The organism is Fredinandcohnia onubensis (assembly GCF_002734215.1).
Taxonomy (GTDB): Bacteria; Bacillota; Bacilli; order Bacillales; family Bacillaceae_L; genus Ferdinandcohnia; species Ferdinandcohnia onubensis.
In genome coordinates, this window is record NZ_NSEB01000012.1 from 398463 (window position 1) to 423752 (window position 25290).

A 25290-nucleotide genomic window follows, 5' to 3' on the forward strand; every position below is an offset into this window, starting at 1 on the left:
TCTGGCCCCAGAATTTCATTTTATTGGAATAATAATCTAACATTTTATTGCTTTTTTTCTGATACCCCATTGGCGTTATCAATAATTTCATTAAATAACTGTTTGATGGTAGGTAGATTTATATCAATAGTGCCTAAATCTGATTCACGAACGACTAATGTTAATGTGTCGAACATATCGTTTGATTTAAATCTCCAATATGTCTTTGTTGTTGTAGCTTTTTCCGTTGGTGGAGAGTAGAGTAGCTGCTTATTTGGATCAATCATTTCCCTTATGTATTCTTTTGTTAAGGTTCCACTAGGAAAATCGATGTCCAGTCTAATTCCTCGTTTTTGAGGAAAAAGATAGCCAATTTTATTATTAGCCTCATTATATTGTGGTTTTAAACTTTCATGCCACGGTACTGGAGTAGGACTAGCAATTAAAATTCTATCGTCCTCAAACCTATTCTCTAAAGGTTGACATCCATCTATCTCTTCAAAAAGCTTCGTCCACCTTTTTAATTCCTCGGTAACTAACTGTTTCATTTTATCCCTCTCCTCTTTCCACTTGTCTGTATTCTCAAAATAAACCAATATAATTTGTATCCCTAATAAAAAGGACCATATCTCCAACGCGGAGGGCACAAATCAAAACGGTAATACATTACCTACCGGGGCAGAAGTTCTTATGTAACCTCTCTCCTATCCTAGCTTTTAAAGAACATTGTCTACTAGAAATAAATGAAAATAAACAAATTGTAAAACAGTTTACTTTGATAAGGAATAAATAGATTCTCGAATCACTTTATCCAATTCCAATTCATCAAAGTCCCGTATATTAATCCAACCCCTAGGGTCCAATGTATATGGATGTCCAGGCTCCAGATACCTTCCACAAACATAGCCATTCCCAGTTTTTATATTAAACTCACAAATTACATTTTTTTGACGTTTTTTCGATTCAGGAAGGGAGTAATTGTAACGAATATCATCCTTACCAACCTTTTTTTTCAAATCTTGGAAGCCACTAAACACTCTTAATTTTTGACTTACAGTTAACACAGACTTTCACTCCTAACTGTTAATTTTTTTTTCAATATAAAACCTATTTAATTAAAAATAAGATAAAAGACCTATAGAAATATATTCTATTAACAATACCTAAATACCTTTTAGTAAAAGGGAAAATTAGGTATTTAAAAGAATCTAATACTAATAAATATTTTTAGGAGTGATTCCATGTAATAGAATGTTTATAACAAGAGCCTGACCCCCAGTATTGGGGCATTTTGTGCCAGTGACTCCTTGAATTCCTTGGAGACCTGTTGGGCCAGTTACGCCTTGGAGGACTTGTGAACTAGTTGCGCCGGTTACGGCCTTGGATACCTCAAATGGCGCCTGCATCCCCCTACAAATACCGAAAAATGGAACATGTCGGGGTTATTCATTTGACAGGTACCTAATTGTTGTAGTTATAATAGATATAATTCAATAAGGTTATCAAGAGTGAACGAGAGTCCTGGCTCAATGACTTCACAGCAACCTGCCAATAGGTAAGGTGCTCCAACCAGCAAAGCAGTGCTTTGAATGATGACGATCGGCTTAGGCTCTTTGTTGCGTTCATATGTAATGAAGAGCCTTTTTCATTTCGTTCATTTTTGTACCCTATGGATGTTAGATAAGGAGGAAAAAAGATGAATACTTCAGGATTTATAAGAGGAATGATGTCTAAAAGTATGGAGTCCGAAAAATTTTTCATTCATGTTGCTACTTGTATTGAACAAGAACTACAGGAATGGGATCCAGATTTTAAAGTGATGGTAATGAAGCTTAAAAACTATGAATTGTTTGTTACAGGTAAACAAGATTCTCTCCAATTTACTATTGCAGAAACAGAGATAAATAACCTTCAACAAAGAGGTCCGTATGCACTAGATAGAAAAATTTGGAGGGAATTGGAGCAACAAGGGCTTCAAATCATCAGAGGTTCTGGAAATTATTTAGGATATGTATTTATGGAAAAGAAAGAATGAAGAATGGCAACAAGTTCCAGTCACAGTGACGCCCCGAAGATTGTCGAATTACAAATATTTTATCACCTAAAAAAAGAGCCAGCCCTCCACACGGTAAGTCATTACCTCCTGGGGGTCTGGCACCAATATTTTTTAATAAAACACTTTATCAACGTTATATTTGGATCGGAGTTTATTAATGATATAAGTTTCATAAATGTCTCGTTCCATTGGGTCTTCTACGATGCAAATATCGATCTTATACACTTCGTCTCTGTGCATTTTAATAGGAGAAACTGTATCTTCGAAATGTTTTTTAATTCTTTGACGCAGTTTGCGCGCTTTCCCAACAAACAGAAGCTCATCATTTATATTAAAAAATAAGAAAATGCCGCCTTTGTCTCTTGGTATGAGATGGAAGTCAATAAATCCGTGAATATCCTTGATTATTGGTTCATTTTCTTTCGGAATTTGTTTCCGTTCTGTAATCGTAATATCTGGTGTTGGTATGGTAATTTTGATCATGTTCAATCACGTCCCTTTTTTGTATAGAGATAAATGGTATCATAAGTAGGAAGGAAATGCGATTTAACAGTTAATTCGCGTTGCTGCTTCCTTCTTCCGTTCTTTCTACTAGTGTAAATAAAAATCGATAAATTAGCCGATAAGCTTCTTCTAATGACATCTCCTCTTTGAACCCATTCACATAATTCAAAGCGAAATTCAAGTCCCATAAGCCATCACCTTGATTAAACATCAATTCGAATTTTGCTTCCTCTCCATTTAAATCTTTTCTTAAGTTTTCTTTAAGAGATGTCTCGAACTTCTTCTGTAGCTTCAATCCTACCATGACATCGTATGTTCCAAATACATCGTTCACTTCAAACGCAATTGCATCCACGCCAATTAGTTCCAACCACTTTGATTCAAAGTATAGAAATTCATTCTTGTGTTTTTGAAGGTAGTCAATCGGTTGTTCCAAAAATGAGAATGACTCTTTAGAGAGTGTTTCTTCTGTTTCTTTATCACATCTTTCAATATAAGCTTCAAGGAAACGTGTAGTCGGATCCTTTTCTACTAATGTAACGTCATTTGAAATCAATTCATATTTTTCTATGTACTCTTTTTCCTCTTGATATAAAGCAGCTTGTTTCTCTTCACCCATCAACTCTGATGAAATGTAATTTTTCATTTGTTTTTGTAACATGGTGTATCCTCCTGAAATTTGTGCCTTCCCCGTCTTAGGGGTAAGGCATCATTTTGTACATTTACTTTTTAGCGAGTACGCCTTCTACCTCTCGTTGAATTGCTTTTGGATTGCCTATCATTAGACTTTCTATTTGAAGAAAACGGTGCAGCCTTCTTTCCGTCTCTTCTACTACCTTCAGAGCGTTTATTTTCGTTTTTTTGCTCACTTGCCCTCTCAAAATCCTCACGATCAGGGATACTTACTCCCTTAATCACTTGTATCTCGAATTTTTGATGAATTCCTTTTTCAATCATTCGTAGAAACTCCATATCCTTCGGAGCCACCAAAGTAAAGGCAACCCCGTCGCCACCTGCACGGCCAGTTCGTCCAATCCGGTGAACATAGCTTTCCACATCTTGTGGGATGTCATAGTTATAGACATGTGTTACCCCTTCTACATCCAGTCCCCTTGCAGCAACATCTGTCGCAACTAAAAACTGTGTTTTCGCTTCACGAAATCGTTTCATCGCTTTTTCACGTTTGGACTGTGTTAAATCACCATGCAACTCGTCTGAATCATACCCTTTTGCAATCAATGCTTCATGTAGCTTTTTAGCACGAACTTTTGTACGACAGAAGATAATCGCTAAAAATGGACGGTGTTCTTCGATTAAATGCAATAAAGTTGCTTGTTTTCTCCGGTCAGTGGTTTCAATCACAACTTGTTTAATCTCTTCTACCGTAACCTTTTTTGCTTTCACTTCGATGAACTCTGGCTCGTTCATATATTTTTTGGCAAGTGATTTAATTTCGTTCGGCATTGTTGCAGAAAACAGCATGGTTTGTCTAGAAGGAAATGTTTCTCTAATGATGTCATCTACCTCTGGAAGAAAACCCATATGTAACATTTGGTCGGCTTCATCTAACACAAGCATCCTAATCGTTGAAAGATCAATCGTTCCACGGCGAATATGATCTAGTAATCGACCAGGCGTTGCCACGACAATATGTTGAGCTCCTTTTAACTTTTTTAATTGATGCTCAACATCCTGACCACCGTATACAGCTAATACATTGACACCCTCTACATTCTCGATCATTTTCTTAATTTCTTTTGAAATCTGCTGAGCTAATTCTCTTGTTGGAGTTAAAATAAGTGCTTGCACATCCGACTCGTTCACATCAATCTTTTCAAGAATCGGAAGAACAAAAGCCAGCGTCTTTCCTGTTCCCGTTTGCGCTTTTGCAATTACATCCTTCCCCTCGAGTACGGATGGGATTGTCCGTTCTTGAATGGGTGTTGGTTCCACGATACCTAATGACTTTAATGTATGGTTAATCTCTTTTCGAATACCAAGTTGTAAAAAATCTAGCAAGGCTAATCACGTCTCTTTTCTTAATCATTATGCCTTTTGTTTGTACAAAGGCTTATTTACTATAGCATATTGGTTAGTATTTACAGAGTGATTTGGAATATTTATTATTGTCACAGTGACGCCCCTAAAATGGGGCCTGACCCCTGTTACATTAGCGCTTTAACGTATTGAGTATTAGGCCCTAAATTCATTTGAATAGTCGATCCAGCCCAGATGGGAAGGATATACCATTTGATTGTCCACCTGATTTATTAAATAAAAGTCCTTGCACAATTTAGCATTTAACTCTCATAGTTAATATCCAAGATATTCTTTTATTCTCCATAAAGAGATTCACCATAAAAACTATCTATAATAATTACAAATCACATTAATTCCTCCAAAATTTCGCTCGCCATCATTTTGTTTATATATGCCGCTTTTGAAAGATGTGCTGTCATCGTAATAATCGTTAACCGATCTAAATTATCCTCATGTACATCCTGAAATTGTTTTTCAGTCATATTAGTAATTGTTTCCTCCATGTTTAGTTGATGCATAAACTGTTGCTGAATTTCATCTGATTCCAAATACTGATTATTCTTTAATTTTCCATATACTAATAGGTTTTTATCTATAAAATTTGTATACAGTTTCATCAGTTTAAATATCGAAAAGCTATGTTCCGTGCTTTCAATTTCCTTTAAAATCTCAAGTATCTTCTTTATTTCTGGAAAACTTAATGATGCTCGGAGGTCATCTATCAATAATATGTAAGCAGTTTGTCTAAGCGAGTATTTTCTCCCAATCTCAGGTCCACCAACTAGCTCTTTAAATTCTTTTTGGATCCAATTTTGGACGGTAGTTGCTGTGACTTTCTTCATATATGTTCCTTCTAATAGTGCTTCAATTTCTTTCAAAGAAAATCTTGGTATGTCTGAATGATTAAATAATAAATCATCATAAATATTTGGACAATAAAGCTGTACTAATTCCCGTAAATCTTCTTGATTCACTTCACTATCATTTTGATTAAGCATGTTTAATAGTCTTTTTTTGTTTTTATCGAATTTATCAAACTTTAATAGGCCTTGTATAAAAAAGTTAGTCGCACTCCACCTTCTTAAGGCATTTTCAACAATTTTCAGGTTTATACTATGCTGACCCTTCTCCAAGTTATGTAATATCTCATAAATTTCTGATTCTAAAAATTCTACTGTTAACAATATTTTCCAACTCCTAATATTACTTAATGTAAATATTTTATTAATTTTTCGTATTGGAATCAATTTCTAAGCATTAGTATATAATAATATTGACAATATTTATATTGCGAAATTAAAAGTATTATTATATTATAAATTATAGTTATTTAATTATAACCAAAAAAGTCAGTAATGAAAGAATGCGAGGTAAGAAACATGAGAAATATGAATACATTAAGTGCGTACGAATCGGAAATGATTTATGCAGCTTATACGGAATCCACGGATTCAGGAATTCTAGTTCCTGCTCTTGAAGATATGATTCAATCGTTAGGGGTTCACGTAACAAAGACGAATGAGGCATTTATGACAGTAATAAAACCTCGTGTCGATATTATTACGGATTCCCTTGGTGTATCTTTCGTACAACATAGGCCTTTGGAAGATTGGCACCAACTGTTTTATGAGAGTCGTCTATTCTATTCAATTAATCAATCATACTTCCAGAATGTACCCTTTTTTGAAGTATGGTAACGACTATTAATAAAGTGTTCTCTCCCATATTAGAAAGGAATGGTCATTCTTTGAGTATGAGCAAGCAAGAATATCAGGAAATGAAATGGAAAATGTTGAAGGTACTAACGAGTGATGATGAGTATCCTCTTGTGCCTAAAGAGATCGTTCAACTTGGAGAAGAAGAAATCTATCGGTGGATTGAACAAAGAGTTGATGAATACCTCAAAAGGGTGGAATTCGCAAGGCAGCAAAAAAGGGCTGTAAGTGCCACACAAGAAGTTTTGGACATTCCTACATTTCTTAGAAATAGGAACAGACATAAGAAACAAAACTTATTAAAAAGACTACAAACATTTATTAGAAGCAGCTATAAGAAAAAAACAAAGGAACATAAAAATGGATGAGTTAGGTCTACTTAATCGTAAATCCATAAGAGAATTAAAGAGAATCCTAGGGCGATTGTATTCAGCTCTCGATTTTATTGAAGACACCCCATTCAAAGACCGTACGGTATGGCATCAAAATGAAAGAGAGAAATTATATGAATATATTTGGCGAGTACAGGACGAAATAAAATTACGTGGGTAATTCCCTTTTATCTAAATGGAATCTAGGATACTGGTCCTTTCCTCAAAGTGATAATTATCAAAGTAAGATTTGATTTTTATGTACATGGTTACCTTCTTCTTCTAAAATTTGAGATTTATGGTATGTTATTGGTGTTTTTTCTTTAAAACACCTTCCCCATTTATCTCTTAATACAGGTAATACTCTATTGCATTTACAGTTCGATTCCATGTAATCACTAATCACTTTTTAAGAACCAGTGTCAAAATAGAGTAGTGGTAAATTTAACCTGCTGGAGTTTAAAATAAACGAGACAGTATAATCAATTCAGAACACTCTATAACTAACTTTGATATTTTGAAATAGGAGTATGAAGATGAAAGACGATAATAAAAACTTGGATTTGTTACATATTGTTTCGAAAAAAATTTCAGAACGGTCTAGACAGGATTCTCCTATTTCTTCCGAGGAAGTTCTTGATATATTTAAGGATACCGTTGAAAAGATAACAACTGTTAAAGTAATTGAACTCCCTATTTTTATGCCTGTCATCATTACACAGGATGAAGACGGTTTCTATATCGCAAGTAGTTATGGTTACAATAGGTGCAAAGGGGTCGGACGTACCGAGGAAGAAGCTGTTCAAAGGTTTAAAGAAGAAATTGACCTTTATAACAATTCTTGTATTAATGTTGAAAAGAAAATGAAAATGGAAGAAATTGTTAAAAATGTCTTTCCAAAGGAAAATTTTTAAATAAAATTTAATCAAAAGAATGATAATATAATCATTTATTTTAAGTATTTATTTACCCTTGTTATATATTAGATTTCGCTTTTGCGACAGTAATCTATTGTTCTTCTAATATATTCTGACACCGAAAAAAAATCACTCATAATAGCAAGTAATCTAGGAAGAGTACAATATTGATTGCCTTCTAATTATTTATTGTGTTATTTTACTTGTTTCTTTAGTTTATTAATCTAAAGAAACACTGTCATATTAATAAAAAACAGGGGCGATTTCTGCCGAGAATCGCCTTGTCATTTTATGTATTTTTATAATTACGAGTATTCCAAACTAAATCCTCATTTCTAGAAGGTATGTACCTATAATGGAGACTCGCATTCTTTGTCCTCTATATAATCTCACTACTTACATTTTGATCTATACCTCTTGCAGTTTAAATCTTCAAACCATCCATATGAACTTTCCATTTCAAGATATAATCCTCTGACAAATACCCTTTTGCTCGAGGCAGAATTTCCACTTCATAATCTGTTTTATGGGGCCGTTTCTTCAGTTTTATTTTTCACTGTAAAAGTACTCACTTTTGTTTCCTTACAGTTTAGTTTTATCGTTAAAAAAATAGCGTGGTAGGCGTAGGGCGCACCCTCACGTTGGTATCGAAAATTTTTTACAGCTTCAATGGGAATTTCATAGATCTTTCCTTCGACTCGGCCGCCGCCTTCTTCCACAATATCCGCACGCCCCATTTCATCCACTGTGCCGAACTGATGTTCAGGCACCAGAATACCTAGTACAGAGGGACAGGTCCCGTGTCCCACGAAACTGTCACCTATTTCTAATCTTTACCTTTCAAAATACCCCGCTATCGCTGGAAAGACCAAATGCTCCTTCCGCATCTCCCAAAACGTCGTCAATTTATGTTCCCTCAAAAGCTGTGTTGCTAGTGAATATGGGTGACAATTCAGCGGTGTTTGATTAAACATTTTTGCGAAGAATTCAATAGCTTCTCGTTCGTACTCCGCAAAGATAAACACAAATTCTCTTTGATTCTTTTTCAGTGCGTACACGCCGATTTTATGAAAGCCTAATACATTATGTTCAATCATTTCCCTTACTCTTTCATGATCTGCAGCATTAAGATCCAATTTAGATTCGTCATCCTCCAATGAAATCTTGCCCTCTTGGAGTAAATGATGAATGTAATGGGCTAGACTAACTTCCTCATAACAAATCGCATCTATGTATAAATCTCTTACTTTCATAATCGTTTCTCCCCCTTTTGGAACTGTCCCCTTGTCCCACTTATTGTTCAATCATCCCTGTATATTCGTTGTATGTAACTTGTATGGTTCCCACTGGGCCGTTTCGGTTTTTGGAGACGATGACTTCTAGGAATGGATTATCTGTTTTCTTGTCGTAATACTTTTCGCGGTAGAGGAATAGAATCACATCGGCATCCTGTTCTATGCTGCCTGATTCTCGAATATCAGACATCATCAGTCGTTTTTCGGCTCTTGTTTCGACCGAACGATTTAACTGTGCCAAACAAATCACAGGGCAATTTAAATCCTTCGCCATTGTTTTTAGATTCCTCGATATTTCCGTTACTTGTAAATGGGCGTTGCCTCCGTACAGCTCACTCGAGTGAATTAGAGTCAGGTAGTCTATGAAAATAATGGGTTTCATGTTTGGAAACTGATGCAACATTTTTCTAGTCTTCGCTCTCATTTCTGAAACAGTTTGACCGGCACCATCGAAAATTTGGATATTGGTTTCATTCAGATAGCCAATGATATCTGCCCAGCGATCCTTTTGACTCTGACTTAACAATTTTTGAGGATCTCTCATTTTCAAACGGTTATAGCCACCAGTTGATGCTATAAGTCTAGTTGTGATTAGTTTTTCAGGCATTTCTAGTGAGAAGACGATTGGCAAATAACCTGCCCAACCCGCTTCCTTAGCAAAATGCAACATAACGTCAGTCTTTCCCATTGATGGTCTTGCTGCTAGAATCGTAACCTCACCATCCTGGAAACCTCCCGTCATTTCATCAAGCTTTTTGATTCCCGAGGTGGCCGTTTTCATAACTTCCTGCTCCTGCCAAGGTGCTTCATACATCTGGACCAAAGCTTGATTCAAGGGTGTATGATCGTTGATCTTCACCTGGTTGATTTTATCCAATTCACCAATTACTCTTGTAATCTCCCAATTACCCAAATTCGCAAGCGTCAAAATGTTCTTCTTTTCCCGCTCTTTCCATAGATCAATAATCAACGCCTCAAACTCTTCGAATTTCTCTACGTCCGCATGTGAAAGCAGGCTCGAAATATAGGACATGCCACCGAAGTTTTCAAGATCTGGCATAGTTGTTAGTGAGATCAAATCGATACTTTTACCCGCATTACTAAAGTCAACCATCCGCCGCATTAATTCTTGATGAATAGTTCCTTCTAGCTGTTCAGGATAAATCACGGTATCTTTGATTAAATAATTGGCCTTAATCAAACATCCTAAATAGGCAGTTTCTGCAAAATTCATCAGTTCTCACCTGCCGTTGGATCAAATTGATAGCTACTCGGAATCGCTCGACCTGTTTTCATGGTTTTGACAACTTCCCTTTTCTTTTTATCCTCGAAATACAAATCAATTTCATCAACAGTGAGTAACGATTCGTTTTCCCAGTTTTTCAGAATTCCAACTACATAGTTTAGCCTTCGCTTATTGTTGCCACAGGCAATATCCATCGCTTTCAAAATCACCTCTTTAGGGTTCACAAAGCTAGAATCATCTAACCACGCCAACAATTGCTCCTTGGCGTTCACATTGTTCAACCCGAAGCCGTTTTGGTCCCAACACTCCACAACTTCCTGAATATCCCCTGTCTTAGTTTCATTATCCATATTTGGGTAGAAGGTTTTTTGTTGTTGTTTTTCTTTTTGTTTTTCTTTTTCTTTTTGCCCACGTATCGTACCACGAGTCGTCAACGTATCGTCTGAACATGTGTTCGCGTGTTGGACCATAGGCTCTCTTTCCCACCCCGATTGGGTCACAGGGACAGGTCCCTCGTCCCAGTCTGAATTATTTTCATAAAAAGATTCATAGATCGTAAAAATATCATTTCGATCAATATTTTCAGCTACATATTCAATTAGCGTCGTATCTTCCACTTCTTCTAGTTCTGATACAACACAATCAATTACCGGTTTCCCGCCTTTTTGCAAATTGTATTTTCCCCAGTTTTTGATTGCGATTTCTCTTGTTTTGGGATTGTACCGAATAATTTTGTGGTGGTTGATCATGCGATCCATCAGCGCATGAATCGTCTCAATGGAATAACCCATATCAAAAGCCATTTCTTTTTTCGTAATCCGATAGATTCCAATTTGGGTTGTGTGGGAATTGGTTAGAAGATATAAAAAGAAGTACTTATCCTCCGGCGTCATCTCCTCCGAAACAACCGGATTTTTCCAAAAATCAGTCTTCACAATTCTATACTTTGCCATCATCATCACATTCCTTCCTTTGGGACAGAGGGATAGGACCCTCGTCCCAGTCTAAGTTTCAGTTCGAAGGGATAGCATACATAGACCTTTTCTCAAAATTGAACTACCCCTCGACATTGTTATAGGGAGGGGTGCATGAAAAAGAGGCATCTCTACGTGAAAGATTTGTGACGGGATACTCGTATATTTAAATCTCCGAAGAACGACGAAAAAGCAGGCCTATTTAACAGGACTACTTTCAGATTATTATTTTTATTTTATATATGGAACAGTTTTTCCGATAATAGGAATGCTTTGAGACTGCTCCTCAGCACATTGATAGCACTCTGGTGACAGGCCCAATTAACCCTCTGGAAAATATGATTTTCAAATATGAATGTACTTGGAACTATCACTTTTCCCGGAAACAAAATCAGACTATAAAAGATGCCTTGATAACTTTAATGTGTTTCATCCCCATTTTCTCTTGGTTACAACAAGAACATCATTTCTAGTTCCTCCCTCAGTAACAAAACTTGAGGATTTATAACCCAATATTTCCTCAACTTTCTTCACTGTTTCTAAAAATACATCTATCTTGATTCCGCAATCGATTCCCATTGAGTTAAATAGGTGTATTAAATCTTCTTGAGGTACATTTCCAAGTACTCTGTGATCACCAGCCATTCTTATACCCCCACCTAATCCTAGAATAGAACCTTCAAATATAGTTACACCCGCATTTAATGAAGCCAACACGTTTGCTAGTGCCATGCCATTTCTATTGTGTAAGTGGAGTCCAATTTCAATGTTTGGCCATTTATTTTTAATTTCTTTTAACAGACGATAGACTTGCAAAGGATCGGCCATACCAGAACTGGTGGCTAGATAAAACTTGGTAGCTCCCATTTTAATAATTTTTTCCATAATATTTAATACTTTTTCTCTTGATATCATTCCTTCATATGGACAAAAGAATGCTAATGCTAATGCAATAGTAACAGGGGTGTTAGCTGAATGGGCAAAGGATATTATTTTTTCCATTTCTATTAGAGATTGTTGAATGGTCATATTTTGATTTTTTCGATTGTACGTCTCACTACAACAAATAAGAGCTAAAATTTCATCAGCCGCACAGCCTATCGCACGTTTTGCTCCATATTCATTTGGAACAAGCCCTCTGTAAACCACGCCACTTTTTCTATCAATTTTTGAAAAAACTTCCTCTGCATCCGACAATTGTGGAATTACTTTCGGATTTACAAACCCAGTAACTTCTATTTTTTTTAATCCTGACTCACTCAAAATATTAACCAATTTCACCTTTGTATCTGTATCATAAATTTTATTTAAGTTTTGTAATCCATCTCTAGGACAAACTTCTACCAATTCGACTTTAGAAATAAAATCCATCTAAATACACCCTATTCTATATATTTAATTTTACATCATTTAAAATGTCACCTATCCATTTAAATCTATGAATTAAATTCCTGATAAACATTCCTCAGTACATAGTCTCTACCTTGTAAAACATGAGAAGACATCAATACTCTTGCTTGATCTGCCTCACCATTTTTGATTGCACTTGCTATATTACCATGAGTTATTACTGAATTTAGAAATTCCTTCTCATCAAACCAGTAGAAGGACTGAAATGTTAGCGGTAAGGTTAAAAGTAATGAAACCATTTGTGAGATATATTTATTTTCTGCTAACTTGATAATAACATCATGAAATTTTCGATTTGAATCAATTAAATCCATTAATTTATCATCTGTTTTAATACGATTTTTTAAATAGTAGTTTGCTTTCATTTCATATTCTTTATTATATTTTTCTAGTTCATTTATAAGGATAAGATTATTGTTTCTAGCAGCAAGTGAAGCTGCATATCCCTCAATCATAGCACGAAGATCGTAGGAATGTTTTATATCATCAATGGTATATTCTCTTACAGTAGCTCCTTTATTTGGAGAGAGCTTAACTAAATTTTCTATTGCTAATCGTCGAATTGCTTCTCTAATAGGAGTTCTGCTTAGTTTTAATTTCTTGGCTATTTCTTCTTCACGTAATCTTGTACCAGGTAGTAGTGTACCATTTAAAATTTCTATTTTAAGTTTTTCATAAGGCGAATTTTCCATACGGACTCCATCCTTCTTAAACTGATTATATATTTTTATAATTAACTTTTTGTATCACTATCTGACATCTATTTGATTAGTATTGTAGTTAATTGGGGAACAAACAGTATTATTAAAAAAGCCATTGCAAATACAAAATAAAATATCAATATCCCTCGAATTACTTCTTCGACTTTTTCTTTGGCAATACCGCTTACAACAAATAAATTCACACCTACTGGTGGAGTAATTAACCCTAATTCAAGATTAATCACTAGGAGAATAGCAAAATGTGTAAGATTAATGTCCAGAGCAAGAAGCACTGGTAGAATTACAGGTACAGCAATTAAAATAATTGATGTAGCTTCTAAGAACATACCTAACACAATAACAACTAAACTAACAACTATAATAAATCCCATTTTACTTAAGCCTAAATCACTAACCCATTGTGCCAATTGCTGTGGAAATTGTTCTAAAGTAAGATACATAGAGAATATATTTGCAGCTGCTATGATTAAAAAAATCATAGAAACAGTATTTATCGTACCTAACATAATGGTTTTAAATTTTTCTATTGTCATTTCTTTATAGATAAATATCGATACTAACAATGAGTAGGCGACTGATAAGAAGGATGCTTCAGTAGGAGTTACAACCCCAATATAGATAGTTCCTAAGATTAATATTGGTAATAACAAACCCCAGATAGCTTTTAGTGTTACTTTACCACGGTTTTTTAGAGGTACTTTAGGTAAGCCACCATAATTTTTTTGCTTTGCAATAATAACAGCAGTCATAATTAATAATGTTCCCAATAATAATCCTGGTAGAATTCCGGCCATAAACAGTTCTCTCGTAGATTGTTCAGTTACTTCAGCATATAAAATCAGTGGTACGGATGGTGGTATTAATATACCTAATGTTCCTGCTGCAGCTATTAACGCCAACGTGTATCTTTTCTCATAACCGGCGTTAGTCATTGCAGGAATCATTACAGCTCCTATTGCTGCTGCCGTAGCTGCACTTGATCCTGATATCGCTGCAAAAATCATACAGGTGATTATCGTAACAATTGATAATCCACCTCTAATATGACCCATCCATGCATTCATACATTCAATTAAATATTTTGAAATACCTCCATTTGCCATAATTAACCCCGCAAAAATGAATCCAGGAATAGCCATTAGGGTGGTTTTTCCCATCCCAGAAAACATCTTTTGAACAACAGTATGCATAGAAAAATCTACCAGCCATAGAGCGACGATACTGGCAGATGCTAAACTAATTGCTATTGGCAAACGTAATATACATAAAACCAATAAAATAAGAAATAAAATAAATGTTTCCAGTTTACCCACCCCTTTTTCAATACTGCCAAATATGTCAAAATTTATTTACTTTATAATATGAAATTATTTTTACAACATAATGAATTAAAAGCAGGAGGCCAGAAATTGGAATAACCAAATACGTAACCCAAATTGGCAATCCCGTACTAATGGATACAATTCCTTGTTTAAAAGATTCAAATAGTAGTTGACTTCCAGTCACAAGGAAAAAAACGCTAAAAATAACACCAATAATTAAACTGAAATAATCAGAAATTTTTTTCCATCTATTATTCATACGATCATATACAAGGTCAATAGCTATATGTTCATTGTTCCTTAATGCAACACCTAACCCGATAAAAATAGAAACTAAAATTAATAAACTATAAACTTCCGTTGCCCATGAAGATGGATTTTTTAAAAAATACCTCATAAATACTCCATAAAGACTAACTCCGACTCCAAGTAATAAAAATAAAGACACTATTATATGTTCTATTTTATATAAAAATTTAATAAGTCATCACCTCGTAACTGGATGAAATTTTCTACTGAAGAACTACATATTTTAAACTTGAAAATTGACACATTTGTTTTGATTTGAATTAATACCCTCCTTCAAAACAAATGTGTCTATGCATTTTATTTATTTTAGAAGTTCATTTATAATATCTTCACCAATAATAGGTATCCATTCATCGTATATTGGTTGAAGTTCTTCCCGAAAGACTTTACGCTGTTCAGGGGTTAAAGTAGTAATCTCAATTTCTCCTCGATCCTTTAAATCTTGAAGTGCTTGATCATTGAGTTGTTTTGCGTTTATTCTCGATTCCTCAGTACCTCGCTTGACACCTTCTTCAATAATCTTTTTTGTCGTTTCATTTAAACTAGAGTAGAATTTTGTATTAGTTAAGACGACATAGTCTACACGACCTTGACCAGTAACGGTCATATACTTTTGTACTTCATCTAATTTACTCGCATTTACATTACTTATTGCATTTTCCTGACCATCTAATGCTCCCTGTTCAAGAGATGTGTATAATTCCGCAAAAGGAATTCTCTCTGTTCCTGCTCCAAATTGTTGATACATTGATTCAGTTAATTGTCCACCTATTATCCTAAATATTAATCCTTTCATATCTTCTGGAGTTACGATAGGGCGTGTATTATTTGTAATAGCCACTTCTCCATTTGGCCAGATACTCATTCCAACTAAACCATGTTCTTCTAACCCATTCAGAATGGATTTGCCTTTCTCACCATCCCAAAATTGTAATGCTGACTCTTCACTTTCATAAATAAATGGTAAAGTATGCAGATTATAGACTGGATCAAGCCCAGCTAATTCAGTTAAACTCGGAATGATAAATTGCACGTTATTAGCATATAAATTATCCATTTCTTCATTGTCACCAAATAAGGTTCCATTCGGATATAAATGGACTTTAATTTTCCCATTAGTCTCTGCTTCGATATATTCCTTCATTTTTACAGCACCTTTGTGTTTCGGTGTGTTTTCCGCATTTTCATATGAAACTTTAATTTCTAATTCTTGTATATTATTATCTTTGGTAGATGTTTGATTATCATCATTTGAATTTGAACTACAAGCTGACACTAACATTAAGGCACTCACCATAATAAGTAAAATTAATTTTTTCATAATTACACCTCTCATCAGAGTTTTTATATTACATTTTCTTGTTGTAGAATTTCTAAATCTTTAACACACATTCCTAGTTCATTACAATATATTTCCTTATTATGCTTACCCAAAGTAGGGCCTGGCCAGCGAATACTTCCAGGAGTTAAAGACATCTTTGGAATAACATTATTTAATGCAACTTCACCCAATTCTTCTGAAGGCACTTTTATAATAGTTTCACGTTCTTGAAAATGTGGATCCTCAAACACATCTTTTACACTGTATACGGGAGCCACTGCGACTTCATATTCTTCCATAATAACCAGTGCTTCTTGTAGTGAATGTTTTTCAAACCATGCTTGAATTAACTCATCTAACTCATCAGCGTTCTCTCTTCTTGCTCTATTATTTGAGAATTTAGGATTAGAAATTAAATCTGCCCTACCTATTGCTCGTAAGACCCTTTCTGCAGTTGCAGGAGTACTTCCAGAGAGTGCAATCCATGCAGAATCTAAGGTTTTGTATAAATTCCTTGGGGTAGTTTGTGGTAAACGGTTCCCTTGTCTTGTACGAATAACCCCTAGTTGATCATAATCAATGGTATTTGCTTCTAATAGTCTTAGAATTGGTTCATATAAAGCCAAATCTAACACTTGGCCTTTTCCAATCCTTTTTGAATTTCTCGCGTGAAGAGCCACCATAATACTAAAAGCACCAAAAATTCCTGCAATACCATCACCTAATGGTAAAGATGGTAACGTTGGAGGTCCATCCTTTAAACCAGTTGTATATGAATATCCACTCATTGCCTCTGCGAGAGTTCCAAATCCTGGTCTTTTTGAATATGGCCCAAACTGTCCAAAACCGGTTAACCTGAGAATTACTAGTTTTGGATTCACTTCATGTAAAATATCTGGGCCAATCCCCCATCTTTCAAGAGTTCCTGATCGAAAATTTTCAACTACGACGTCTGCAGTTTTACAAAGGCTGAGAAATATTTCTTTTCCCTTTTCTTTGCGTAAATCTAAAGTGATTGATTTTTTTCCTCTCCCAATAGATTGCCAAAATAGAGGAACATTTCCTTTTTGTTCACCCCAACTTCTTATCGGATCACCTTCATTAGGTTTTTCAACTTTAATAACTTCTGCACCAAAATCAGCCATTAATGTGGATGCCCATGGTGCAGCAGCTGCTGTTGCTATATCTAATACTCTTAAATCTGCTAAAGCCCCTCCATCAATATTTTTTTCAAAATCCATTGCTATATCCTTCAAGACTTTCTCCTCCCCTGTAATCATGTTGATTAGAAAACTTTGTATACAATATATATTTAAAGCGCTTACAATTCAGAACAACAATTCTAAGATTTTCATTCTAAATGAGGGAATTATTATGTTTTCTTTTCAAGATAAAATTATTTCATAATAAATTTGTATACAATTTATTAGCATTAATCTTTTTTATTTTAATATGTTTATAGAAATATATAGTAATTTCCAAGGAGGGAGAGCATTGTTCTGTACTTTATTATTTACTCCTGCAAATGATAATAAAAAAATCTTAAAAGCATTAAATTTAGATGTAGATGTTGTCATTCTAGATTTGGAGGACGCATGTGCACTAAATGAAAAAGAAAAAGCTAGTTCAGAAATAAATTATTTTGCCTCATTACCCAGGAATAATAGATTATATATTCGAGTAAATGGAATTAAAACGCCATATTTTTTTAAGGATATGCAAAATGTAGTTAGTAAGGATATTGATGGCATAGTTATCCCAATGTTAGAAGAACCAAATGAAATATGCATTATTGAGTGGTACTTATCTAATTTAGAAATGGAACAAAACATTCCCTTAGGTTCAATTGATATTATACCTATAATAGAAACGGCCCGAGGTCTAGGAAATCTTAGAGAAATTTTACGATTCAGTAAACGTATTAAAAGAATAGCCTTTGGTGCAGGTGATTTTACCAATGATATAGGAATGGAGTGGAGTAAGACTAGTGAGGAAGTTTTATATGCCAGAAGTAAAATTGTATTAGAATCTAGGATAGCTAATATCGAAGCACCTATCGATACGGTTTACATCGATTTAAATGATATAGAGCATTTCAAAAATGAAACAAAGCATGCTAAAAAAATGGGATTTCAAGGAAAGCTATTAATACATCCTAATCAAATAAACCCTGCTAAAAAGATTTTTGCCCCTTCATTATCAGATATAGAACAAGCTAAAAAAATTATGAAAGCATTTGAACTGGCAGAGAAAAACGGTTCCTCATCCATCAAAGTAGATGGACAATTCGTCGATTATCCAATTTATTATAAAGCAGTGAAAATTATTAATCTCGCAAAAAAGTTCGGTATTAATTAATATGTAATGGGTTATTTACCATAAAGTTTAAGATAATAGCTAACAAGTATTTGTTAGCTATAGCTTTTAAAGTCTTTGGACGTTAAATCATTTATATAATTCAAGAAAAATGAACTGCTTTCATAAAAGGATAACCCAATAGCTAAGGATTTAACTCTTAGAGTTTTGGTTCAGGAGAGTTTAAAGACTGCATTTAGGAAAATGTCATGAATAAGGATATGCAATAAGAGCATTCGCAAATACATCCTCTCATTGCTTCCTATAAAAGTTGGATAATTATGTCATTATCTAACCAACTTTGGGGCGCTCTCAGAAGCTTTAAGCTTTTCTATAGCTATGTCATAAATTCTCTGTCTAATATCATTATCTCCTGGTCCAATTATTAGTTTTAAAACTAATTTATTTCCTTTATTCTGAAATTCAAATAAAAGTATTCTCTTAGTCGAAATCCATCCATCTCCATTCTTCTCAATCCATAGATCCAGTTCTTTCGGGGTAAACCGGATGTACGTTTTTGTTAGAATTATTAATTATTGTCACAGTGACGCCCCGAATTTTGTCGATAGGTCAGAGGTTCCTTGACCCACCCTAAATAGCAATAAACATTTCAAATATCGCCTGCTTTAACTAAATACTTTCTTTTCCCTACTTATCAAGAGAGAGGTGAATACGATAGAACAGGAATCGTCATTCTTTTGCCTTTAGATAAACGTTCATATTCCTAACCATCTTCTGCAATTTTTAACGCTTCTCGGGAAACATTTTCCCCTGTTTGAAAATTAAAGTAAGGATTTGTTTTCTTCTGATTGCAACCCCAGACCTTCAATTATGTGTCCAGTTTCACGTGCATAGGATAGTGTCCTTTCTTTCATACATTCTTGGTGGGTGACCATTTATCTTATTCGCTGTTTTTCTTCATAACAAGAGGGAACTTCCAACTATTAAAGTTCCCTTTGTTCCTATTCTATACCTTTTATGTGTGCAATTTTACAAATCAACTTTCATGTCGCGCAATGCACCTTGTTTAACGTATTTTATTAGTTTTGCAGACTCATCTAGAACACGTTTTCTACCTAATTCGGTTAAAAACCAGTTATCCTTTCTAGTGCTAGTATCATCAGCAGGACATAAGGTGTAGGTGATCCAATTAGGCATATATGTTTGTAATGTAAGATGTAATCGTTTCATATGGTAAGATGTCGTTACTACCAAAATTCGTTTTGTCCTATATAGGTGAAATTCTCTGTTTAATACGAATAGAGAGGCTAATACATTTTCTAGTGTGTTCAATGACTGATCCTCAATTAGTATATCTTTTTCAGGAACCCCTAACGCTATGGCTTCTCTTTTCATCGAAACTGCTTCTGAGAAATCACTTTCCTTCCACTTCACACCACCTGAAAACAATAATTTAATGGCTCTGCCTTGCTTATATAATTCTACTGCTTTTGGTAAGCGATATTTAACGGCTTTACTGCTACCTACCACTAATATACAATCTCCGTTCGCGAAATCATCTTCAATATCCGAAAATAAAAGCTTGGTCAGTTGGGCATCTGAGAGTTTTTCTACATCTAACTCCGACAGATACATTTACATGTTTCCCCCCTTTACATTGTTATATTATCTAAAATATACCACATTTTGGAAGTTTAACAGTATGTACAAATGTATCAAAAATAGAAATCTTGGTAAATAGTCCAGTAACGGCCTTAAAAATATCGACAAGAATCGACCTCCCCATAGATAGACAGTTAAAAAATATGTTTTACCGAACGTAACTGTTATTGTTATGGAAGAAAAAAATGATAATAACAACATTGTAAATAACAAGGTTATTAGCACAAAATACAAGAACAAATTAGCAAATATAGTGAAAGCAAAAACGCTCAGATTATTTCTCCGAACGTTTTTTTGAAGTAATATTTGCCGAATATTGTTGATTTTTTACACCCTATTACTGAAAATATTAAATGCAATTCAAATTTTAATGTTACATAACAATCGTATTCAATTACTAATGAAACATTAAATTCATCGTATTAATAAATAAAGTAGCTGCAATTACGATTATCAACACGAATTTCCAATTCCACTGCATTAATTGAAAAGGTCGAACTCCTATTAAATTACCCGCTACTAACGATAAGACTGATAACGGGGATAATTGGGAAGATAGTGAATAACCGACTGTAATTGTAATAGCAAATAGTGTTCGGTCTAAGCCTAATAAATCCGGAGAAATGCTTGTTGCAATAATGACCATTAATATCAGTGGGTGAATCCCAAGTAATGATGGAACTAGAATCAATAAGATTATCAAAAATATCGTAATTAAGGGTGAAATACCTGTTGAAGATGAAAGAAACTCAGATAAGTAATCAGGCACCCTCGTTAGTTGCATCATTTTTGAAAGAATAATAGCAGAGATGATTAAAAACATGTGATTGTATATATTTGGCAAGGTATTATTTTTGTAGTTTACTATTTCTTTCTTGAGTTGTGTGAATTTCCTTACAAATAATAACCATAATATTGGTACTGTAAACGCTATTAGGGTAACAATAATGATAAAGCTTGTATGGAGAAATCGTTCTAATAAAATAACACCAATAAATATACTTGTGAACCCAATAAGTAACTGTATCCCTAATCGATGATTCATAGGTATTTGTGTTTTTCTAGAATTTTTATCCCTTTCGATGGTTAAGGCTGTTTCGTCTTGTGCGGCGACTAATTCTTGTCTGCTTCTTAACGAAAGTCTAATAATAATAATCATTAAAAAAAGAAAGGCCAGAAATATACCATAAAATATAAACGGTAATAGAGATAAACCCAAGATACTTAATACAATCGCTACTCCATTAATATATGGAGAGAATAGTAGAGGAATAGCAGAGCCCTGAATTATCATTTCACTTGCAAGCCTCTTATTTTCTTGCAACTTCATCTTAAATAAATCTTTTACGATATATAAAGCTCCTATTGTCATGAAATACCCTAAGATAGCCGATAATCCGGCGATCATTGTATAAGTGAATGTTTGATTTTTCAAATAACGATCGGCTAATCCTTCGAAATACTCAATATACCCTCCACCCCGTATTGGTATAGATAATAGCGGTGCAGAAACAAATAGACAAATATAAGTTAAACTTTCTATTATTGTATTACTCCAGAAACTATAGTCTCTCCCACTATTGAAAAATATTACATGACTTATAAACAATAGCAATACTACCATTATTTTCGGCATGATAGACATTCTTGGTAGCGAGATGATTATAGCGATGAAAGCAGCGATAATGATGAGAAAATCTGGCACAGCTGCTACAAAGGAATTGACAATAAAAGAAATGGCCAAAAATAAGAATAGATATGCTCTGCATGTAGACAAATATTCCTTACTCAATTTCTCCCTCTATTCTATCTACTAGTGATGGTTAATATTAGGTACTTAAACTTTTAAAATTGTCTTCGTTATTGTTACATCTAATTCTTCATACTCAAAATATTGAATTGTTTGATATAATTCTTTCCGTGTTTGCATATGATTCAATGCATTTTTTTGGCTACCTGTTTCCTTGATTAAATGATAAACTTCTTCAATGGCTTTTAATGCAACGCGTAAAGAAGTGACAGGGTAAATAACCATTTTGTATCCCCATTCTTCAAATTGCTGTGCTGTTAGGTATGGCGTCTTACCAAACTCCGTCATGTTGGCAAGTAAAGGAACATCCGTTTCCTCTGCAAACCTTTTGAATTCTTCTTCTGTTTCTAAAGCTTCGGGAAAGATAACATCTGCACCTGCATTGATATAAGCTTTCGCTCTCTCTATAGCTGAGTCTATCCCTTCAATAGCTTTGGCATCTGTTCGTACAATAATGACCATTCGACTATCAGCATTTCTAGCAGCAATAATTTTTTGAACCATCTCTTCCTTTGTCACCAGTTTCTTCCCATTCAGATGTCCGCATTTTTTTGGTAAGTCTTGATCTTCCATTTGAACAGCAGCTGCTCCTGCCTCGGCCATTTCCAAGATTGTCCTGGTTACGTTTAATACACTTCCGCAACCGGTATCAATATCAACAACAATCGGTAAACCAGTAGCTCTGCTAATTTCTCTTGTTCTTGTAGAAAGTTCAGATAAAGTGGTAATTCCTAGATCAGGAAATCCCATGCTCGCCGCAAATGCAGCACCCGAAAGATAGATAACTTTAAAGCCTTCTTGTTTAGCCAATAACCCTGCCATGGCATCATGAGCTCCTGGAATTTGTATAATCCCATTCTTACTCTTAAGTAGGGAGCGTAATGCCGATATGGGATCCGACTCACTTTTTCTTGTTAACCAACTCACAATACACCCTGCTTTCCTAAATATGATTAGGTATGAATAGCTCACCCTTCATTATTCTTCTGGCTGTCCGCTCCATTCCTACAAATGCTATGTCTTTTCTGTCCTCTGTTAATGAAACGCGAACGTTTACTATACCTTCAGGGTGGCCAATTCTAACCAATCCCTCACCTAATTCATGCATCTCACTAAAACATTGGTTTGGAACCGTTCCTTTCAATAATAGAGCTGCAGCTAAATTGTACAATCCACTTGCAGCAAAAGTTCTATGAAATCTTCCCATTGAAACCATTTTGGCACAAATATCAACTTCTTCTTTCTTTATTTCTCTTCCATCCTTTGAAACATAATCCTGTGGTTCCATAACAACTGCAATCTTTGGAATAGATGGTAGATTTCTTCCCTCTTCTAGTGTTTCAACTAAATTTGAGGCTACCCCAGATTTACAACGTATTCCCTCTAATACATATTGCAATTTAGAATTTCTATCTAAATCACTATAAAGATCATTAGCTGTTAAACCAAGCGAATCTGCTGATACGTAGACAAATGGATTAATAACATCGACAAAGGAAGTCTCATAGATTGATTGATTTACCTTTAACATGGTGGTTGCCTCTGAAGGGAGAGTTTTACCCGTTTTGCCACCTCCTGGATTGAGAATATCAACAATAATCTTCGCACCAGGAGTCACAACACCAGGCATTAAATAGTCACCTGAAACCTTCGCTTTTCCATTTAACACAGGAACCTGCAACCTAAACAATTTCTTAATATTCGTGTTATAAACAGAAACCGATACTACACTACTATCAGTATCTGTTATTACTAATCCCTCATCAATAGCAAAAGCACCCACTGCGGCTATTAAATTTCCGCACGTTCCTTGATCATCTACTATTACTTCACCTATACCAATTTGGTGAAAAGTATAATCAACGTCCGCCTCTTCGTAAGATGATGGTGCCACGACAACCACTTTACTAGTATGTGAAGTTCCACTTCCTAACCCATTAATTTGCGAAGGGTTGTAAGCATCAATTCCGTAGATAAAAATTTTCCTTTGTAGATCTAGATCCTGAGGCAAATCTTTTTTCTGAAAAAATAGTCCTCGACTTGTCCCGCCACGGTACACAGAACAAGCGAGAGAAAATTGACTCATTTTATATCAACTCCAAGGGAAGATTATTTTTGAGGGCTATAAAGATATTCCATTAATGAATAATCATCTGGTTTTCTGTTTTCCATAATATAATCCCTCATTAAAATAGTTGTTGGGTCTTCGGCATGTATGATGTCTCCCATTTTTCGAGCCATCCCTTGTACTTTCGTTGCCCGTGGAATTCGCTCTGCTTGATACGCCTGAAGAGCCTTTTCGTAGTTGTCTCCAAACATTTGAAACTTCTCCACTATTGAATCTGCATCCTCAAAACTTTGACATGCCCCCTGTGCTAGATATTGAACCATGGCATGTGCCGCATCACCAAGTAACGTAATCCTACCTTGTGTCCAATTATAGATAGGGTTACGGTCAAACATCGGCCAACGTCGCTGCCGGTGCATAAAGGTCCCAGCTCTCCTTACGGTTTCACAACTTGTACTAAAGCGTTCATCTAGTTCTTCTGGCGTTCCCCACTTATCGTTATTTTCATTTCCCTTCTGATACTTGGAGGTTTTAAATACAGCCACTTGATTAAAAATTTCCTTTCTTCGAAGTGCGTATTGAACGAGGTGTATATTTGGGCCAATCCAGGTTAATTTTTCATCTTCCTTAATGTCGACGTCTCTTGCTATTTCTTCTATTGGTACTGTTCCCCTGTACGCAACATAGTCAGAAAAGACTGGTTCATCTTCAGATCCAGCAATGATTTCTCTTGTCTTAGATTTAACACCATCCGCCCCGATTATGACTTCACTCTCATAACTAAGTCCATTTGTACATGTAACAAATACACGATCACCATCGTTTTCAATGGACTCTACTTTATGATTCGTTAACATTGTTACAAGTCCAGTATCTTTACACGCTTCAACTAATGCACTTAATAAGTCTGCACGATGCATTAACGCATATTGATAGCCAAATCTTTCAACAAATTTGTCTCCGTATTCAATAGCAGATAGTTCCCTACCTGTAATGGCACACATTGCAACATTTCGCCTTGGAAAAACTGAGAAATCATATACAGACTCAAGAACGCCCAATTTATCTAAAACTCTTAATGCATTAGGAGCTAACTGTATCCCAGCACCAACTTCTTTAAATTCTGGTGCTTGTTCTAATACATGTACCTCTTTCCCTAATCGAGCAAGGCCAAGGGCAGTAGAAAGGCCCCCTATCCCCCCTCCAATAATTAAGATTGTTGTTTTGTTCGAATTTGACAATATTTTTCCCCC

Annotated in this window: 28 protein-coding genes and 1 riboswitch; of the genes, 6 read left to right on the forward strand and 22 right to left on the reverse strand. The window is 35.0% G+C overall.

Features of this window, described 5'->3' with window-relative positions; genetic code table 11:
- Positions 1 to 44: 44 nt before the first annotated feature.
- The 3 genes from CKK03_RS16365 to CKK03_RS16375 form a co-directional block, all read right to left on the reverse strand.
- The gene (locus CKK03_RS16365) at positions 45 to 527 is read right to left on the reverse strand and encodes a hypothetical protein (protein WP_099363606.1); all 483 of its coding nucleotides are present in this window, start codon (positions 525 to 527) and stop codon (positions 45 to 47) included.
- A gap of 222 nt (positions 528 to 749) precedes the next feature.
- The gene (locus CKK03_RS16370) at positions 750 to 1043 is read right to left on the reverse strand and encodes a hypothetical protein (RefSeq protein WP_099363607.1); all 294 of its coding nucleotides are present in this window, start codon (positions 1041 to 1043) and stop codon (positions 750 to 752) included.
- Positions 1044 to 1193: 150 nt separating this feature from the next.
- A complete protein-coding gene (locus tag CKK03_RS16375; protein WP_099363608.1) occupies positions 1194 to 1385 on the reverse strand; it encodes a hypothetical protein in 192 nt (63 codons plus the stop codon).
- A gap of 90 nt (positions 1386 to 1475) precedes the next feature.
- Positions 1476 to 1578, forward strand: a riboswitch (SAM riboswitch).
- A 97-nt stretch (positions 1579 to 1675) separates the two neighbouring features.
- Between CKK03_RS16375 and CKK03_RS16380 the strand changes: the two genes are divergently transcribed.
- Complete coding sequence (locus CKK03_RS16380; protein WP_099363609.1) at positions 1676 to 2014, forward strand: hypothetical protein; 339 nt, start codon at positions 1676 to 1678, stop codon at positions 2012 to 2014.
- Positions 2015 to 2146: 132 nt separating this feature from the next.
- Here the strand turns inward: CKK03_RS16380 and CKK03_RS16385 are convergent, their stop codons facing one another.
- The 4 genes from CKK03_RS16385 to CKK03_RS16400 form a co-directional block, all read right to left on the reverse strand.
- The gene (locus tag CKK03_RS16385; protein ID WP_099363610.1) at positions 2147 to 2518 is read right to left on the reverse strand and encodes a nucleotide excision repair endonuclease; all 372 of its coding nucleotides are present in this window, start codon (positions 2516 to 2518) and stop codon (positions 2147 to 2149) included.
- A 70-nt stretch (positions 2519 to 2588) separates the two neighbouring features.
- The gene (locus tag CKK03_RS16390; RefSeq protein WP_099363611.1) at positions 2589 to 3200 is read right to left on the reverse strand and encodes a branched-chain amino acid aminotransferase; all 612 of its coding nucleotides are present in this window, start codon (positions 3198 to 3200) and stop codon (positions 2589 to 2591) included.
- A 68-nt stretch (positions 3201 to 3268) separates the two neighbouring features.
- On the reverse strand, positions 3269 to 4558 hold the full coding sequence (locus CKK03_RS16395; RefSeq protein WP_099363612.1) for a DEAD/DEAH box helicase: 1290 nt from the start codon (positions 4556 to 4558) through the stop codon (positions 3269 to 3271).
- 365 nt (positions 4559 to 4923) lie between these two features.
- Complete coding sequence (locus CKK03_RS16400; protein WP_099363613.1) at positions 4924 to 5763, reverse strand: DUF1836 domain-containing protein; 840 nt, start codon at positions 5761 to 5763, stop codon at positions 4924 to 4926.
- A gap of 195 nt (positions 5764 to 5958) precedes the next feature.
- Here CKK03_RS16400 and CKK03_RS16405 point away from each other — a divergent pair, with 195 nt between their 5' ends.
- From CKK03_RS16405 to CKK03_RS16420, 4 genes are all read left to right on the forward strand, one after another.
- Entirely contained in the window at positions 5959 to 6276 is a 318-nt protein-coding gene (locus CKK03_RS16405; RefSeq protein WP_099363614.1) for a hypothetical protein, read from the forward strand.
- 50 nt (positions 6277 to 6326) lie between these two features.
- Complete coding sequence (locus tag CKK03_RS16410) at positions 6327 to 6662, forward strand: hypothetical protein (RefSeq protein WP_099363615.1); 336 nt, start codon at positions 6327 to 6329, stop codon at positions 6660 to 6662.
- Positions 6655 to 6846 carry a hypothetical protein gene (locus CKK03_RS16415; RefSeq protein WP_099363616.1) on the forward strand — a complete coding sequence of 64 codons (192 nt, stop codon included), beginning with the start codon at positions 6655 to 6657 and terminating at the stop codon, positions 6844 to 6846. Before CKK03_RS16410 ends, CKK03_RS16415 begins: the two co-directional genes overlap by 8 nt.
- A gap of 355 nt (positions 6847 to 7201) precedes the next feature.
- Positions 7202 to 7579 carry a type II toxin-antitoxin system HicB family antitoxin gene (locus tag CKK03_RS16420; RefSeq protein ID WP_099363617.1) on the forward strand — a complete coding sequence of 126 codons (378 nt, stop codon included), beginning with the start codon at positions 7202 to 7204 and terminating at the stop codon, positions 7577 to 7579.
- A 527-nt stretch (positions 7580 to 8106) separates the two neighbouring features.
- Here CKK03_RS16420 and CKK03_RS16425 read toward each other — a convergent pair.
- The 10 genes from CKK03_RS16425 to CKK03_RS16470 all read right to left on the reverse strand — a co-directional run bounded on the left by CKK03_RS16425 (position 8107) and on the right by CKK03_RS16470 (position 17437).
- Entirely contained in the window at positions 8107 to 8391 is a 285-nt protein-coding gene (locus tag CKK03_RS16425) for a gamma-glutamylcyclotransferase family protein (RefSeq protein ID WP_099363618.1), read from the reverse strand.
- A 24-nt stretch (positions 8392 to 8415) separates the two neighbouring features.
- Positions 8416 to 8835: a hypothetical protein gene (locus tag CKK03_RS16430; RefSeq protein ID WP_099363619.1), complete on the reverse strand. Its 420-nt coding sequence runs from the start codon at positions 8833 to 8835 to the stop codon at positions 8416 to 8418.
- A gap of 40 nt (positions 8836 to 8875) precedes the next feature.
- The gene (locus CKK03_RS16435; protein ID WP_099363620.1) at positions 8876 to 10111 is read right to left on the reverse strand and encodes a DnaB-like helicase C-terminal domain-containing protein; all 1236 of its coding nucleotides are present in this window, start codon (positions 10109 to 10111) and stop codon (positions 8876 to 8878) included.
- A complete protein-coding gene (locus CKK03_RS16440; protein WP_245864158.1) occupies positions 10111 to 11082 on the reverse strand; it encodes a DnaD domain-containing protein in 972 nt (323 codons plus the stop codon). Before CKK03_RS16440 ends, CKK03_RS16435 begins: the two co-directional genes overlap by 1 nt.
- A gap of 444 nt (positions 11083 to 11526) precedes the next feature.
- Entirely contained in the window at positions 11527 to 12468 is a 942-nt protein-coding gene (locus tag CKK03_RS16445; protein ID WP_099363621.1) for a hydroxymethylglutaryl-CoA lyase, read from the reverse strand.
- A gap of 65 nt (positions 12469 to 12533) precedes the next feature.
- On the reverse strand, positions 12534 to 13199 hold the full coding sequence (locus CKK03_RS16450; RefSeq protein WP_099363622.1) for a GntR family transcriptional regulator: 666 nt from the start codon (positions 13197 to 13199) through the stop codon (positions 12534 to 12536).
- Between the two features lie 68 nt (positions 13200 to 13267).
- Positions 13268 to 14542, reverse strand: coding sequence for a TRAP transporter large permease (locus CKK03_RS16455; protein WP_245864161.1), 1275 nt, complete (start codon positions 14540 to 14542; stop codon positions 13268 to 13270).
- A 25-nt stretch (positions 14543 to 14567) separates the two neighbouring features.
- Positions 14568 to 14999 carry a TRAP transporter small permease gene (locus tag CKK03_RS16460; RefSeq protein ID WP_281254521.1) on the reverse strand — a complete coding sequence of 144 codons (432 nt, stop codon included), beginning with the start codon at positions 14997 to 14999 and terminating at the stop codon, positions 14568 to 14570.
- A 162-nt stretch (positions 15000 to 15161) separates the two neighbouring features.
- Positions 15162 to 16181 (reverse strand): DctP family TRAP transporter solute-binding subunit, encoded by a 1020-nt coding sequence (locus CKK03_RS16465; RefSeq protein WP_099363624.1) that lies wholly within the window; start codon positions 16179 to 16181, stop codon positions 15162 to 15164.
- 23 nt (positions 16182 to 16204) lie between these two features.
- Positions 16205 to 17437, reverse strand: coding sequence for a CaiB/BaiF CoA transferase family protein (locus tag CKK03_RS16470; RefSeq protein WP_218962810.1), 1233 nt, complete (start codon positions 17435 to 17437; stop codon positions 16205 to 16207).
- A gap of 238 nt (positions 17438 to 17675) precedes the next feature.
- On the opposite strand from CKK03_RS16470, the gene CKK03_RS16475 reads away from it, so the two are divergent.
- Complete coding sequence (locus CKK03_RS16475; protein WP_180271281.1) at positions 17676 to 18539, forward strand: HpcH/HpaI aldolase/citrate lyase family protein; 864 nt, start codon at positions 17676 to 17678, stop codon at positions 18537 to 18539.
- Between the two features lie 987 nt (positions 18540 to 19526).
- Here the strand turns inward: CKK03_RS16475 and CKK03_RS16480 are convergent.
- The 5 genes from CKK03_RS16480 to CKK03_RS16500 form a co-directional block, all read right to left on the reverse strand.
- The gene (locus CKK03_RS16480; protein WP_099363626.1) at positions 19527 to 20132 is read right to left on the reverse strand and encodes a YdcF family protein; all 606 of its coding nucleotides are present in this window, start codon (positions 20130 to 20132) and stop codon (positions 19527 to 19529) included.
- Positions 20133 to 20556: 424 nt separating this feature from the next.
- Positions 20557 to 21951: a TRAP transporter large permease subunit gene (locus CKK03_RS16485; RefSeq protein ID WP_099363627.1), complete on the reverse strand. Its 1395-nt coding sequence runs from the start codon at positions 21949 to 21951 to the stop codon at positions 20557 to 20559.
- Between the two features lie 45 nt (positions 21952 to 21996).
- Positions 21997 to 22896: a methylisocitrate lyase gene (gene prpB / locus CKK03_RS16490; protein WP_099363628.1), complete on the reverse strand. Its 900-nt coding sequence runs from the start codon at positions 22894 to 22896 to the stop codon at positions 21997 to 21999.
- Positions 22897 to 22912: 16 nt separating this feature from the next.
- Positions 22913 to 24055 (reverse strand): PrpF domain-containing protein, encoded by a 1143-nt coding sequence (locus CKK03_RS16495; RefSeq protein ID WP_099363629.1) that lies wholly within the window; start codon positions 24053 to 24055, stop codon positions 22913 to 22915.
- 23 nt (positions 24056 to 24078) lie between these two features.
- On the reverse strand, positions 24079 to 25278 hold the full coding sequence (locus CKK03_RS16500; protein ID WP_099363630.1) for an FAD-dependent monooxygenase: 1200 nt from the start codon (positions 25276 to 25278) through the stop codon (positions 24079 to 24081).
- Between the last annotated feature and the right edge of the window lie 12 nt (positions 25279 to 25290).